The organism is Pseudomonas sp. ZS1P83 (genome assembly GCF_054897825.1).
Window position 1 is genome coordinate 4,434,642 of the sequence record NZ_CM142706.1, and the last position, 14,108, is coordinate 4,448,749.

The following is a 14,108-nucleotide window of genomic DNA, read 5'->3' on the forward strand; positions in this document are numbered from 1 at the left end:
TTATCTCCGGGTCGGGTCGAAAGTGGCGGGCAGCGTGGCCCAGCAGGCATCGTAGTTGTTTTGCAGTTGCGGGCAATCGAGCGCGAAACGGCTTGGGCGCAGCACCTGACTGGTCTCGAACATGAAGGCCATGGTGTTGTCGATTTTCGCAGGCGAAAGCTCGGCGTTGATCGCCTTGGTGCAGGTTTCGCCGTCCGGGCCGTGGGCGCTCATGCAGCTGTGCAACGACGCGCCGCCGGGCAAGAAGCCTTCAGCCTTGGCGTCGTACTCGCCCTTGATCAGGCCCATGAATTCGTTCATCAGGTTGCGGTGGAACCACGGTGGACGGAAGGTTTTCTCGGCCACCATCCAGCGTGGCGGGAAGATCACGAAGTCCAGATTGGCCAGACCGTGGACGCTGGTTGGCGAGGTCAGGACGGTGAAGATCGACGGATCCGGGTGATCGAAGCTGACCGTGCCAATGGTGTTGAAACGACGCAGATCATATTTGTACGGCACGTTATTGCCGTGCCAGGCGACCACGTTCAGCGGCGAATGATCGAGCTCGCAACCCCACAACTGACCGAGGAATTTCTGCACCAGCGGGGTCGGTTGTTTGAGGTTTTCGTAATGGGCGACCGGCGTCAGGAAGTCCCGCGCGTTGGCCAGGCCGTTGCTGCCGATCGGCCCCAGGTCCGGCAGGCGCAATGGCGCACCGTGGTTTTCGGCGATGTAGCCGCGGGCTTGCGGGTCGAGCAGTTCAACGCGAAATTTCAGACCGCGTGGCAGCACGGCGATTTCCAGCGGCTCCAATTCAAGCACGCCCAATTCGGTGGCGATGCGCAGACGCCCCAGTTCCGGCACCAGCAACAATTCGCCGTCAGCGTTGAAAAACACACGTTCCATGGAGCGGTTGGCGCGGTAGCTATAGATGCTGATCCCGGCCGGTTTCTCCGCACCCGAGTTGGCGGCCATGCTTACCAGCCCGTCGATGAAATCGGTGGGCTCGCTCGGAATATCCAGCGGGTTCCAGCGCAGGCGATTGGGGGTCACTTCACCCAACGGGCCGCCAGCCAGTTGCCGATCCAGTTTGACGAATGCAGGGTGATTGGCCGATGGCTGAATGCGGTACATCCAGGTGCGCCGCGCTTCGCTGCGAGGCACGGTGAACGCCGTGCCGGAGAACAGTTCGGTGTAGAGACCGTACGGGGCCTTTTGCGGGGAGTTCTGGCCGACTGGCAGTGCGCCGGGCAACGCTTCGCTGCTGAATTCGTTGCCGAAGCCGGACTGATAAGCCAGCGCGGGCGCCGTTGAATCGAGGTTCATGGAGCCTCCTGAACAGGGAGTAGGCAATGGCCTGTCGCTCCGCTTGAGAGGTCTCGGCACGCCCGGGTTGTTTTTATCGTAATTCGATTACGCATAACGTAATTTGATTGGTATTGACCGTCAAGCTATAAAGACGCCCATTCGTCCCGGGATCAGACCGCCTCCATGGAAACGCCGCGCAGCAACGATAAACAGAAAGTCCGCTCGGCCGAGGTCGGCACCGATATCCTCAAGGCCTTGGCCGAGTTGTCGCCATCGACTTCACTGTCGCGCCTGGCCGAACACGTACAGATGCCGGCCAGTAAGGTTCATCGCTATTTACAGGCGTTGATTGCCAGCGGTTTCGCTGAACAGAATGCTGCCACCAACCATTACGGTCTGGGCCGCGAGGCCTTGCGCGTCGGTCTCGCCGCACTCAACAGTATGGACGTGCTGAAAGTCGGCGCCCTGCCCCTGGCCGAGCTGCGCGATGAACTGAACGAAACCTGCTTTTTGGCGGTGTGGGGCAATCAGGGCGCAACCGTGGTGCATATCGAACCGGCGGTCCGCGCGGTGACGGTGGTGACGCAACTGGGCTCGGTGTTGCCGTTGCTCAGTTCATCAACAGGTCTGGTGTTCGGCGCGTACCTGCCCAAACGCGAAACCGTGGACTTGCGCGAGCAGGAATTGCAACGCAGTTCGCCCCATGCGCTGGCGGACGATCAAGCCTATGCAGCGTTGTGCGAACAGATCCGCGAACGCGGTCTTCATCACGTGCATGGTTTGCTGATGCCGGGGGTCGATGCGTTGTCTGCTCCCGTATTCAATGCGGTCGGGAATGTAGCGGCGGTCATGACCATTGTTGGTCCGGCCTCATTGTTTCACGCAGACGAAAACGGCCCGGCGGCGCAGCGGTTGCTGGCGGCGACGCGGGCCGTGAGTTGGCGGATGGGCCATGAGCCTACGCCGTAATCGTCGAAACGATCGCCTCCACCTTAAACAACTAATCCCAACACTTTCGCCTTGGCCACCGCTTGTGTTCGACGTTCCACGCCCAACTTCCCGTTAATTCGCCGCGCGTGGGTTTTTACGGTATGTAACGATATGAACAACTGATCAGCTATTTGTTGATTGGAATTGCCCAAAGCCACTAACTCAAGGACTTCTATTTCACGCTGGCTCAACCTGTTCTGCAGTGATGCCATCGGCTGGGGAGAGTGACCAGACTCGGCACGCCCGATAGCGTCCGGCAGTCGAGGCTGGCGCAACTGAAGATCGCGCAAGGTTTGTTGAAGGTTGCAGCGCTCGATCAGGGCCAATCCTTGCTGCAACGCCTGGCGAGCCATGGGCGTATCCCCCCTCAGCCAGGCAACTTCGGCCAACGCCAGGTGCAATTGCGCTTCCAGCCCCGACATCCCTCGCTGCCTGGCCCACTGCAGTCGGGACTCAAGCTGTTGCACTGGTGTTTGCGCCTGTTTCAGGTACACCTCGGTCAGTACCAGCAGGTATTCAAGGCCGGGTATCAATTCCAGCGTGGCCGGCGGCGCCTGACGTGCATGAGGGCCGTGATAGTGGCGCAGCACCCGGGTCAGGGCTTCATGAGCCAATTGCGGGCGGCCCTGCTGCAGCCAGAAATGGCTGCTGACGTGCAGCAGGAGTCCGCGGTAGACCGTGTCTGGAATCCGTCGCTGTTGCATCAACCGCTCGGCGTCACGCAGCAAGACGAATGCCTGAGCGTAGTCGAGACGATTGGCGGCCAACTGCGCCAGACCGAGGAATCCATAAAGTACCCGTTTGTCCTGGCTGCGCAGGCAGATTTGCAGGCCACTCTCGAAATATTCAGCCGCCTGGGCATCCCGCCCCTGACACAGGCACAACCGCCCCCGATGCAAAGCAATCCGTCCCAACAAGGGTTGGGCCAGCGGTTGCTGCTGGACGAGCAAGCCGTGCATGTTGGCCAGCACGAGTTCAGCCCTGCCGGGCGCCCCCCGTTGCTCGAGCAATTGCGCATGATCAAGCTCCAATAGCCCTTCAAACACCAGCGAGCCTTGCGCGCGCGCCAGGCACAACGCCTCACGGTTGATGGCCTGCGCAACGTCAAGCTCACCTCGCAGCAGAGATTGCTGAGTCAGGCCGGACAGACACATCAATCGGGCGGTCCAGAGTCCCGGACCTAGTTCGTCGAGCGCCTCCAGAAAATGCGCTCGCGACGGTTCCATGCGCCCCTGCAAATGCAGCAGCCAGCCCTGCAGTGCCTGCCAACGCGCGATCAGTTGCCGTTGATGCAACGTCGACGGCTGGGGGATGAAACGCGATAAATGCTCAATGCATTCGCCTGCTTGCTCGAACCGCCCGGCAAACAACAACGCCGCGGTGATCAGCCCCACCAGTTGCGGCGAGCCCAACATCAGCGCCTCGCCCTGCTGTTCATGCAGACGCAACAAGAGCACCACCGTCTGCTCCTCGAACAGGTGCTCGAAACTGAAATGCTGAAGCAGGCTGACCGCGACCTCAAACTCTTCTGCCAGCAAGGCTTGTTCAAACGCGGCTTTCCAGTCCTGTTCGGCGGCGAACCACTGACAGGCGCGACGATGCCAGGATCGCCCTGCCGGCCATTGTTCCTCGCGCATCAACTGCGTGAGGGGTGCAAAAATCTGCACCCAGTCGGTCGAGTCCTGCCAGGGCTCGATGAAGCAGCCCAACGCCTGCAACGTGCTCAGGTACTGGGCGCCCTCACCGGCACCGAACAGGTGATCGCACAGCCGGGCATTGAACCGCGGCAGATGTGCCAGCACCCGCCAGGCTTCCGTCAGCTCCGGGGCCAGAATGCCAAACAGTTCGTGTTCGAGGTAAGCGTGCAACGTGTCAGGACGGCCGTAAAGTTGCTCGTTGCGCGACCAGTCGCATTTTTGCAGCAGCGCAATCCTCACGCCCGCGCACCAGCCACCGGTAAGTTCGATGATCCTGCGGGCACGTTTCGCCGCCTGCCCCGACTCCAGGTGATGCAACAGCTGTGCGATTTCAACCTCAGTGAAGGCCAGCGTGGCGCGCTCGCAGTCGTAAAGTTCATCGGCGAGTAACAGGCGCGGCCAATTGCATTGCGGACGGCGCCGACCGCTCAGCCACCACGTGACCATCGGACTACTGACGGCCAGCAACCGGTCGAGCAAAAGGTCGAGCTCCGGGTTGGGCGTCCGGCAATAATCATCGAGGCACAACCAGGTCGGCGTTTGCAATTGAGCCAGAGAGGCCAGCAATGCGGATTCGTCCGCCGAGGCCAATCCCAACGCGTGTGCCAGCCGCTGCCGGAATTCGGCAGCATTCATCGACGCTCCTGCCAACGGCAGCCAACAGACCTGACACTGATCGGGCGCCTGCAACAGACATTCGATGAGCAGCCCACTCTTGCCACTGCCGGCCGGTGCACAAAGCAATTTCACCCGCGCGGTCGAGGTCAGTAGCGGCTCGATCAACCGTTTGCGAGACAGGTGGTGGCAAGACAAACGGGGCAAGAGTCCAGGACGGTCCAGACGCGGGGTCATGGCGGTCATAGTGGTGCGCCTTTTTATTGTTGTGGCGCCACCCTAGTCCTCTCCACACAGCTTGTTGAAGAAGTATTCAGCGCACTGATTTGCGCCTATAAAAAAGGTGACCGGAGGGTCACCTTTGTGTGTAGGAGCCTGTAGGACGATTACCTCACTCCCGTACTCCGCAGGGCTGCCGGCGTGTAGTCCCCCGCTTTCGCGTCAATGTTGAATTCGAAGCTGCGTTTCTCCTCGTTCTTCATCCCCAGTGCGATGTAGCGACCGGCGATCACGTCATACAGCGCCTCGACCGTATAGGCCGGCACCTGGTGGTCGTAGTAGAACTGAGCGTGACCTTCGGCCACACGCCATAGCAGACCGCGACCGTCGTAATGATCGGCCAGTGCCACCTGCCAACTGTCTTCGTCGATGTACATGTGACGCTTGGCGTACACGTGCCGCTCGTTGGGCTTGACCGTGGCGACGACCTCCCATACCCGGTGCAACTCGTAGCGCGTCAGGTCTTGATTGATATGCCCGGCCTTGATCACATCGGTGTATTTGAGGTTGGGCGAGTCGAGTTTGTAGCTGTTGTAAGGGATGTACATTTCCTTCTTTCCGATCAGCTTCCAGTCGTAGCGATCCGGCGCGCCGGAGAACATGTCGAAGTTGTCGGTGGTGCGCAATCCGTCCGACGACGTGCCGACGCCGTCATAGGCCACTTGCGGCGCACGCCGCACGCGGCGCTGGCCGGCGTTGTAAATCCAGGCCTTGCGTGGTTCCTTGACCTGGTCGAGGGTCTCGTGAACCAGCAGCACGTTGCCCGCCAGACGCGCCGGCGCCGTCACTTCCTGCTTGAAATAGCTGAGGACGTTTTCGTCGCTGCCCGGTTTCAAATCCCCCAGCAGCGAAGGCACCGCGACCTCATCCTTGAAGCGGATCACGGTAAAATCGCCATTGGACTGCGGGGTCGCCTGGGTGATGGTGCGGCGCAAATTGCCGCCGTGATAACGGGTGACGTGGTTCCAGATCACCTCGACGCCGGTCTTCGGAATCGGGAATGCGTAGTAGCGGTTGCCGGTGAAATTGGCCAGGCCGTTACCCTCGTTGATACTGTTCACGTTCAGCGCGGAACGCTTGGCCGATTCGTAAATCTCCGGCGGCACGGCCACGGTGCGATGGGTCGGGTAGACAGGAATCTTGTAGGTTTGCGGGTAGCGCTTGAACATCGCCACCTGACCTTCCGACAACTTGTCTTTGTACTTGTCGACGTTGGCGGGGGTGATGACGAACAGCGGTTTTTCGCTGGCGAACGGGTCAGCCAGGAAGCCCTTGCTGTCCACCGCACCGGCGTTTTTCGGAATGCCACCGGTCCAGGCCGGGATCGAGCCGTCGGCGTTGCCGGCCTTCTCGGCGCCCAGCGGAGTGAGGCTGGTGCCCAGTTTGTTCGCTTCGTCAGGCGACACCGCCGCCATCACGTTGGTCGCCAACAGGCTCAGGGCCAGGGCGCCGCATTGCAGAATAATCTTGCGCATCACATTCATCCTTCTCAGCCAGATCAGAAGTTCACGCCGAAGCTCAGTGCCAGGAAGTCGCGGTCTTCCAAGGTGTTGTAGTCACCGCCGAAGAAATCGGTGTAACTGAGGCTCGCGGTATAGGTGTTGCGGTAGTCTGCATCGACACCGACGCTGACCGCTTTGGCGCCTTCGTTGAACAGCCCGTTGGGGCCGTAGCCGGCGACGTCGTGGGACCAGGACAGGTTGGGTTTGAGGTTGATCCCGCCGATCACGTTGGTGTAATCGAGGATCGCCCGGGCGCGGTAGCCCCAGGAGGTCGAGGTGACGAAACCGTCGGTATCGCCGCCAAAACCGTACTGGCCATAGACCGAGTCACGGCCGTAACGCAACTTGGTTCGCGACTCCAGACCACCGACGCGCACCACCGCCGCTTCGCCGACCAGGGTCAGCCGTTGGGCACCCAGTACTTGGTCGAAGAAGTGCGTCAGGGTGCTCTGGATCTGGGTCACTTCCTTGCGCCGGTAGCCTTTGTTGTCGCCACCTGGCGTGGTAGCGATAGGCGATGCCGCGCCGCCTGCGATCGGGTTGAGCAACGCCAGGGTCAGGTCGTTGGTGTTGACTTGCACCGGAGCGTTGGGGCGATAGCTGATCTCGCCGGTCCACGCCGTGCCGGTAGGCAAGGTGGTGGAAAAGCTCGCGCCGTAGAGACGAATGTCTTCCGGGTATTCAAGGTAATACTGGCCGCGACCGAGCATCACGCTCTGGGCCAGGGCCGAACCGGTGCCCGGCGCGATCCTGTTGGCGGTACCGACGATGGCCGGAATCCGTGCCAGTGTTGTCAGGCCGGCAGTGGTAGTGCCGACCGTCGGGGTACGGCTGTGATAGTTCATGAAGTACAGACCGTACTCGGTGTCGTCGCCGAGCCAGCGCAGTGCCGTCCCCCACTGTCCGGAGTCGCGGGCATCGCGGTCACCACCACGCGGGACGATCACGCCTTCCCTGCTGACCTCGAAGCCTTGGCCAAACGCTGCAGCGATCGGTTGCAACGGTGCGATCGCCGGGCTGCCAACGGTGTAGTTCTTGTTGCAGCCGTCGGCCGCCACATCGACGCCGAAGAAGGTGCCGCAGTTATCGAGAACGGTCTGATCCCACTCCAGTTGATAGAAACCTTCCACCGAGAGTTGGTCCGTCAGGCTTTGGGAGGCGAACAGCATGTTCACCGGAATCAGGCCTTCCTTGATTTCGGCACCAGGACGGCGAAACGCTGAAACGTCGATCGGGTTGATGCTGTTGATCGAATTGCCGATGAAGGTACTTTCACCCCAGCTGACCACCTGCTTGCCAGCGCGCACAGTGCCTGGCAGATCGGCGATGGAATAGTTGTGATAGACGAAGGCGTCGAGAAGCTGCGCACCGGAGGATTTGGCGCCTTCTTTACGGCCGCTGTCACTGATCGGCTTGAATTCGCGGTCCTCGTCCTTGAGTTCGAAGTCGTACCAGTACTTGCCTCGCACAAACACCCCGGTGTCGCCGTACTTCAATTCGAGGTCATGAATACCCTTGAAGATCTTGGAGAAGGTTTCGCCCTTCTTGAAGTTCAGCCGCCCGTCATCCCCGGTCGAAGACTGGCCGGTCCCGCCATTGACGGTGCCCACCAGGGATTTGTCGGCATCACGCATGCCCCAGCTCGCGCCAATGGACAGCGAAGAGTCAAACGTCCCCTCGATTTCGCCAATGTTGAATGAAACAGCCTGCGCCTGGGCACAGCAACCCAAGGCCACCGCAGCGGCCAGCGCTTGCGGTGTGAAGATGGCGCGCATTGTTGTTTTTGTCATGCGTCTTCCCCGGTGAGTGACAGAAGGCCCCACCCTACTGCCGCACGTCGGGAGCGATAAGCGCACCAAGGAGGTATTCGCGATGTACCTCCAAAGGGTGAATGCCCGCATGGGACAGGGATTTGCGCGGAGTATGGATCGGCTGGATGGAGGGTTATCAGTCAGATGCATAGGGCACTGTGAACGCACACCTGTAATTGGATGGACTCGCCCAAGCCGAGGCGTCAATGCGCCACGATGGCAGTCTAATTAGCCAACGACAGCGAGGGCGAGTCCATGAAAAAGCATACTTCGATTGATCAATCCCTGTCTTCTTCCGATTTGTCGGCCTGCACAACCGTGGCGGTCGATCTGGCCAAGCAGGTCTTTCAGGTCGCCGGTGAAGACGTCCTCGGCCAGGTGCACTACGAGCAACGGATCAAGTCGCGCGAGGCGTTTTATGAGTTTCTCCGCCAGTTGCCGCCTCATGTCGTGGTTCTGATGGAGACCGGTCCGGGTGCTCAAGCTTGGGCCCGGCAGTTGCAAGACCAAGGCAATCTGGCACGGATTCTTCCAGCCGGTTTGGTGGCCACACATCGCAGCGGGCCTAAAAATGATCGCAACGATGCGCTGGCGATTCTGCGGGCTGGTCGCGATGAAAAGATCCACGCAGTGCCGGTGAAAAGCGTTGCGGCGCTGGCAATGCAGGCGTTGCATCGCGCCCGCCAAGGTTATGTGCGTCGACGCACGGCGGTGAGTAATCAGATGCGCGGTCTGCTGCTCGAGCACGGCGTGGCCTTGGCGCAGGGCGATGTTGCGATCAGCCAGAAAATTCCGCGGGTACTGGAAGATGCCACCCAGCCGGTGCCGGGCCTGCTGCGAGAACTGATCGACGAACTGTTGGCCGAGTGGCGCCATTTGGGCGAACGCATCAGCGTGCTGACGGGGCGCCTGGAGGTGGCCGCCCGCGCCGACATGACGGCGAAGCGACTGATGACTGTGCGCGGCATCGGCCCAGTCACTGCCACGGCACTGGTGGCCAAGGAAACCAAGCCTGAGCGATTTCCCAATGCCCGCAAGTTTGCCGCGTACTTTGGCATGGTGCCTGACCAGCACAGCAGCGGGCAGACGGTCCGGCTGGGGGACATGACCAAGCGAGGCGATGTTTATTTACGCAGCCTGATGATCCAGGGAGCCCATGCGGTACTGCAACAACTACGACCTGATTCCCAGCAACCCGATGACCGCCGCTTGTTGCGCTGGATGAGCCGACTGGGCCGTAAGGAGGCTGCGGTCAGGCTAGCCAACCGCAACCTGCGAATCGTCTGGGTGCTTCTACAGAATGACCAGACTTATCGTCGCCAGGCTGGTGATGGCCAGCAAGCGACGATGAGCCACTGAGCGACAGAGTTCTGCCACCGAGGTACTAACTGTCCGGCCCTTTGCTGAAAAAAAATTGACCCCAGGTAAGACCGGCGTGGATTGATGCCTTAGCTGCTACTGGCCTTCGAGGCCTGACTGTAATCGGCATACCACGAGCTCTTCCAATTTTGGCCAGAAGCCGAAGACGGCTTCCTCGAATAGGCCTAATACATAGATGCAACGGGGCGGCGGTTTTTCAAAAGCGGGTAGACAGTGGGGGCGAGTCCATACATAGCAGCTGCCGAAGGCTGCGTTCGGCTGCGAAGCAATCGTTAAATCAGCCACCTCGGCATTTCAGGATGATCGTGCATGCAGGTTTTACGACTGCTCCGCAGCCGAACGCAGCCTTCGGCAGCTGCTACAAGAGGTGATCACACACGGAGGAACAGAACTGTTGCCGAGACTGCAACAGTGCATATCTGGAATCGCTATTTTTCCCTTGCCCTCAAGCCCTTATTCTTGCCGGGCTTTCACGGCAAACGGCCGGAAAGCCCGAAGCAATGGCAAGTGCCCCGTCCCTGCCATTGGCGACAGATTTCAGATGAATTGAAGATTTTCGACTCATCGCACCGTGTTCACTGACGTTGATTTATTGCTCCTTGATCAATCGTCTTACTTTGGCCGCTGCTGTTGCAGCGGCCTTTTTTATGGGCGATGTTTTGTGACGGTGGCGAAGAATTGCATGAAGGCCCATTACTAAATTCAATGCTGACTTTCCTCCACCTACACACTTCTCGGAAACCGACTACATAGTTCTGTAATCACGTGAAGCGCCCCAGCGATTAAGGTTAATTAGAAGTCAGGCCACTCACTTTAAATGCATGCCGACTTCAACCTAATTCATTGCGAGCATTCTTTTTATGAAACCTATTGATTACAACAAATACCGCGCCACTAAAAGTTTTAACAGCCGAGTACGCTTTCTGATTTTCCACTACACAGCAGGTAACTTCTCCAGTTCGGTCAATGCACTGACCGGCCCGAATGTCAGCGCCCATTATCTGGTTCCCGACATCACCGATCCGAGCTACTTGAAAGCCGGTTATACCGGGCAGGAAGTGTTCAATCTCGTCGACGAAACCAAGCGCGCGTGGCATGCAGGCGTCAGTCACTGGGGCAACAGAAGCAATCTCAACGACACATCTATCGGCGTTGAAATCGTCAACCTTGCAACGTTTAGCCAAGGGGTTTTCAGTTTCCCGCCGTATCAGCCAGAACAAATTGCCGCCATTGAAGAGTTGGCATTGAACATCCTTGAACGCTACCCGGATATCAGCCCAACCCATGTTCTGGGCCACTCTGATATTGCGGTCGGACGAAAGAGTGACCCAGGGCCGAAATTCCCCTGGCATGCCCTTTACTCGAAAGGCGTCGGTGCCTGGTTCGACGATGCCACCCGAGACACCTATCTGCAGCACTACAACGAGACCGGCATTCCAACCCGAATCGAATTGCTCAAACTGTTCAAGACTTATGGGTATGACGTTTCCGGCGCGTCAACCGAACAAGGCTTCACACACCTTGTTCGAGCCTTTCAGTTGCACTTTCGCCCGGAAACGTACGACGGGATCATGGATGCGCAAACGGCAGCGAGTCTGGCGGCACTGGTCCACAAGTATTTTCCTTGATCGCCGCTGCCAACCAGACTGCAGGTCCGAAGATTAAGTACCAGCAAGGTCAAGAACGGTGACCTTGCTGATTCCCATTAAACCGAATACTTCTGCAAATTCCCCATCATTTCCTTCAGCGCCTCAATGTTGTCCTTCGGATGCACCGCGCCTTCGAAATCGCAGATCTGCTGCCAATGCGCCGCCACCTCTTCCGGGGAGAAACCAACCCGAGGATCGAACCCGGCACCCAGGCTTCGTTCCCAGCGGACCTTGCCCATCCAGCCGCCGCCGACTTCAAACAATCCAGAGGTTTCCTCGCAGTTCTCGCTGGCGAGGTACACCACCAGCGGGCTGACCAATTCCGGTTTGAGTTGTTCGAAGACTTGCGGCGGGATCAGGCCTTCGGTCATGCGAGTGCCGCCGGTGGGGGCGATGGCGTTGACCAGGATGTTGTTCTTGCGACCTTCGATGGCCAGTGTGCGGGTCAGGCCGTAGAGGCCGAGTTTGGCCATGCCGTAGTTGGACTGGCCGAAGTTGCCGTAAATGCCCGACGTCGAAGCGGTGAAGATGACGCGGCCGTAGTTTTGCTCGCGCAGGTGCGGCCAGGCGGCGCGGGTGACTTTGTAGGCGCCTTCGACGTGGACGCGGTAAACCAGGTCCCAGTCGCCGTCTTCCATTTTGTGGAAGGTTTTGTCCCGCAGGATCCCCGCGTTGTTGACCACCACGTCAACACGGCCAAAAGCGTCGAGGGCGTGCTGAACGATTTTGTCGCCGTCGGTGACGGAGTCATGGTTGGCCTCGGCGATGCCACCTGCCTCGCGAATTTCGGCCACCACTCGGTCTGCCGACGATGCGTTTGCGCCTTCGCCCTGAGCCGAGCCGCCGAGATCGTTGACCAGCACTTTGGCGCCCTGTTTGGCGAACAGCAGCGCGTGGGCCCGGCCCAAGCCGCCGCCTGCACCCGTGATGATCACCACTTTATCTTCGAAGCGCACAGACTCATTCATTGGGGGACTCCAGCAGGCCAGGGGACAATGAGTCCGAGTGTCAGGCACGGCGATGCGGGTCACAATGAACTGGGGTGAAGCTGAATGGTGCGCGATAAGGCAGGGGGATAATCAGGAGCAGGCGGCCCTGCGCGGCGGTGAAACCAGCTGATCCCGAAACTCCAGATAGTGCTTGAGCACTTGCCCCGGCGCCTCGGTCTGAGGGTAATGGCCAATGCCGGGCAACAAGACCGTGTCCGGATTCGGGATCAGTTCCCGATAGCGCTTGACCATGTGCGCGCCGGAGATCGGATCGACTTCACCATCGATCACCCGCAACTGCACTTCACCACGCTGCATGGCTTTGACCCAACGCTCGCGCTGGGCACGCCGCTCAGGGATGTAGGTGATCAATTTGTGCATGATCCGTGGCCCGTGATTGCTCTCGATCAGGCTCCAGAAATCATCCATTTCGCTCTCGGTGGGACGGCTCTGCGGACCGAAGACCTGCCGGAAACTCTTCACCAGACCGTCACGGGAAAAGGCCCGGCCGATCATCCAGCCCAAGGGGCTGAGCAGGAGTTTTTGCATCAGTATCGGGCGATGGGTTTCGGGAAAGAGACCACCATTGAGGAACACACAACTGGCGACATGAATGCGCGCCTCGTAATGCCGAGCCAACAATTCCTGGGCCACGCTGTCGCCATAATCGTGGGCCAACAGGTGCACCGGCTGCTCGACTTTCACGTGGGCCAGCAAGGCCTGTTGCAGATCGGCCTGCTCCAGCAGGCTGTATTCGTGGTCCACCGGTTTGGCGGAATCACCGAAGCCGAGCATGTCGCAGGCAATCACCCGGTAGCGCTGGGTGAGCGGCTGCCACAGGAAATGCCAGTCCCAACTGGCGGTGGGGAAGCCATGAATGAGCAACAGTGGCTCACCCTGCCCCGCCGTCCAGTAACGGATGATCTGGCCATGGAATACGAAGGTCTGGCCGCGTTTGCGCCAGACACTCAGAGGGATCTCGGCGAGAGGCATTAGAGTTTATAACCCGGGTCTTGTTTATCGAGTTTGCGCAGCAGCGCTGGCCAGGCCAGTGCGCCGCCCATCCCTTGAGCGCTTTTGGTGACGCCAGCGATCATCGCCTTGGCGCCCGCCAGAATCTGCGGTTCGATCGCGATCAGTTCGGCGCCACCATTCTGCGCCAGCACCTGGATATCGCAGGCACGCTGGAAGGTAAACATCATCAGGAACGTGTCAGCGATGGTCGCGCCACAGGTCAACAGACCATGGTTGTGCAGCATCAGGAAATTGTTTTCGCCGAGGTCGACTTGCAGTCGCGCCTTCTCTTCATGGTTTAGCGCAACACCTTCGTAGGCGTGATAAGCCAGGCTGGACAGGACAAACAACGACTGTTGACTGATCGGCAAAATGCCTTGTTTCTGCGCCGATACCGCGACACCCGCCGCGGTATGGGTGTGCAGCACGCAGACGACATCGTGACGAACCTCGTGCACCGCGCTGTGAATGGTGTAACCCGCCGGGTTGATCTCGTAAGGGCTGTCCATCAGCTTGTTGCCGGCCTGATCGACCTTGATCAGGCTCGACGCGGTGATCTCGTGGAACATCAACCCGAACGGGTTGATCAGAAAGTCTTCGGTACCGGGCACCTTGGCCGAGATGTGAGTAAAAATCAGATCATCCCAGCCATGCAGGGCGACCAGACGATAGCAGGCAGCGAGGTCGACGCGGGTATGCCATTCGGCGGCGCTGACCTGGTCTTTGACACTGTGTGGTGATTGGACGGGGGCTACGTTCACGGCAAGGAACCTCTAATTTTTATTCTTGGGGTTTCTATTGTTTACCGGCGTTTCAACAGTCTAGTCACGCCCCGGGAATCGTGTAGTTGCATTGGCAGCCAGCTTGATGGCCTAGCGAGTCAGTACGCCAACGA

Annotated in this window: 10 protein-coding genes; 3 read left to right on the forward strand and 7 right to left on the reverse strand. The window is 59.3% G+C overall.

Features of this window, described 5'->3' with window-relative positions:
- Nucleotides 1–1,305: a homogentisate 1,2-dioxygenase gene (hmgA, locus tag ACYZT0_RS21035; protein ID WP_462042835.1), complete on the reverse strand. Its 1,305-nt coding sequence runs from the start codon at nucleotides 1,303–1,305 to the stop codon at nucleotides 1–3.
- A 165-nt stretch (nucleotides 1,306–1,470) separates the two neighbouring features.
- On the opposite strand from hmgA, the gene ACYZT0_RS21040 reads away from it, so the two are divergent.
- Complete coding sequence (locus tag ACYZT0_RS21040) at nucleotides 1,471–2,256, forward strand: IclR family transcriptional regulator (protein ID WP_462042836.1); 786 nt, start codon at nucleotides 1,471–1,473, stop codon at nucleotides 2,254–2,256.
- A 23-nt stretch (nucleotides 2,257–2,279) separates the two neighbouring features.
- Here ACYZT0_RS21040 and ACYZT0_RS21045 read toward each other — a convergent pair whose 3' ends face one another.
- From ACYZT0_RS21045 to ACYZT0_RS21055, 3 genes are all read right to left on the reverse strand, one after another.
- The gene (locus ACYZT0_RS21045; RefSeq protein WP_462042837.1) at nucleotides 2,280–4,835 is read right to left on the reverse strand and encodes a LuxR C-terminal-related transcriptional regulator; all 2,556 of its coding nucleotides are present in this window, start codon (nucleotides 4,833–4,835) and stop codon (nucleotides 2,280–2,282) included.
- Between the two features lie 140 nt (nucleotides 4,836–4,975).
- Nucleotides 4,976–6,343, reverse strand: a complete 1,368-nt coding sequence (locus ACYZT0_RS21050; RefSeq protein WP_462042838.1) for a DUF1329 domain-containing protein — start codon at nucleotides 6,341–6,343, stop codon at nucleotides 4,976–4,978.
- A 23-nt stretch (nucleotides 6,344–6,366) separates the two neighbouring features.
- Nucleotides 6,367–8,160, reverse strand: coding sequence for a DUF1302 domain-containing protein (locus ACYZT0_RS21055; RefSeq protein WP_462042839.1), 1,794 nt, complete (start codon nucleotides 8,158–8,160; stop codon nucleotides 6,367–6,369).
- Nucleotides 8,161–8,481: 321 nt separating this feature from the next.
- On the opposite strand from ACYZT0_RS21055, the gene ACYZT0_RS21060 reads away from it, so the two are divergent.
- Entirely contained in the window at nucleotides 8,482–9,540 is a 1,059-nt protein-coding gene (locus ACYZT0_RS21060) for an IS110 family RNA-guided transposase (RefSeq protein WP_462046497.1), read from the forward strand.
- Nucleotides 9,541–10,421: 881 nt separating this feature from the next.
- Nucleotides 10,422–11,189 (forward strand): N-acetylmuramoyl-L-alanine amidase, encoded by a 768-nt coding sequence (locus ACYZT0_RS21065; protein WP_462042840.1) that lies wholly within the window; start codon nucleotides 10,422–10,424, stop codon nucleotides 11,187–11,189.
- A gap of 77 nt (nucleotides 11,190–11,266) precedes the next feature.
- Here the strand turns inward: ACYZT0_RS21065 and ACYZT0_RS21070 are convergent, their stop codons facing one another.
- The 3 genes from ACYZT0_RS21070 to ACYZT0_RS21080 all read right to left on the reverse strand — a co-directional run bounded on the left by ACYZT0_RS21070 (nucleotide 11,267) and on the right by ACYZT0_RS21080 (nucleotide 13,974).
- Nucleotides 11,267–12,178 (reverse strand): SDR family oxidoreductase, encoded by a 912-nt coding sequence (locus ACYZT0_RS21070; RefSeq protein WP_462042841.1) that lies wholly within the window; start codon nucleotides 12,176–12,178, stop codon nucleotides 11,267–11,269.
- A 111-nt stretch (nucleotides 12,179–12,289) separates the two neighbouring features.
- Complete coding sequence (locus tag ACYZT0_RS21075) at nucleotides 12,290–13,192, reverse strand: alpha/beta fold hydrolase (protein WP_462042842.1); 903 nt, start codon at nucleotides 13,190–13,192, stop codon at nucleotides 12,290–12,292.
- Complete coding sequence (locus ACYZT0_RS21080; RefSeq protein WP_462042843.1) at nucleotides 13,192–13,974, reverse strand: class II aldolase/adducin family protein; 783 nt, start codon at nucleotides 13,972–13,974, stop codon at nucleotides 13,192–13,194. Before ACYZT0_RS21080 ends, ACYZT0_RS21075 begins: the two co-directional genes overlap by 1 nt.
- Nucleotides 13,975–14,108: the final 134 nt, after the last annotated feature.

Bases quoted from the DNA above. Each gene is read 5' to 3' on its own strand.
- ACYZT0_RS21055 (WP_462042839.1), bottom strand. From the start codon at position 8,160: ATGACAAAAACAACAATGCGCGCCATCTTCACACCGCAAGCGCTGGCC.
- hmgA (WP_462042835.1), bottom strand. From the start codon at position 1,305: ATGAACCTCGATTCAACGGCGCCCGCGCTGGCTTATCAGTCCGGCTTC.
- ACYZT0_RS21075 (WP_462042842.1), bottom strand. From the start codon at position 13,192: ATGCCTCTCGCCGAGATCCCTCTGAGTGTCTGGCGCAAACGCGGCCAG.
- ACYZT0_RS21040 (WP_462042836.1), top strand. From the start codon at position 1,471: ATGGAAACGCCGCGCAGCAACGATAAACAGAAAGTCCGCTCGGCCGAG.
- ACYZT0_RS21070 (WP_462042841.1), bottom strand. From the start codon at position 12,178: ATGAATGAGTCTGTGCGCTTCGAAGATAAAGTGGTGATCATCACGGGT.
- ACYZT0_RS21050 (WP_462042838.1), bottom strand. From the start codon at position 6,343: ATGCGCAAGATTATTCTGCAATGCGGCGCCCTGGCCCTGAGCCTGTTG.
- ACYZT0_RS21045 (WP_462042837.1), bottom strand. From the start codon at position 4,835: ATGACCGCCATGACCCCGCGTCTGGACCGTCCTGGACTCTTGCCCCGT.
- ACYZT0_RS21065 (WP_462042840.1), top strand. From the start codon at position 10,422: ATGAAACCTATTGATTACAACAAATACCGCGCCACTAAAAGTTTTAAC.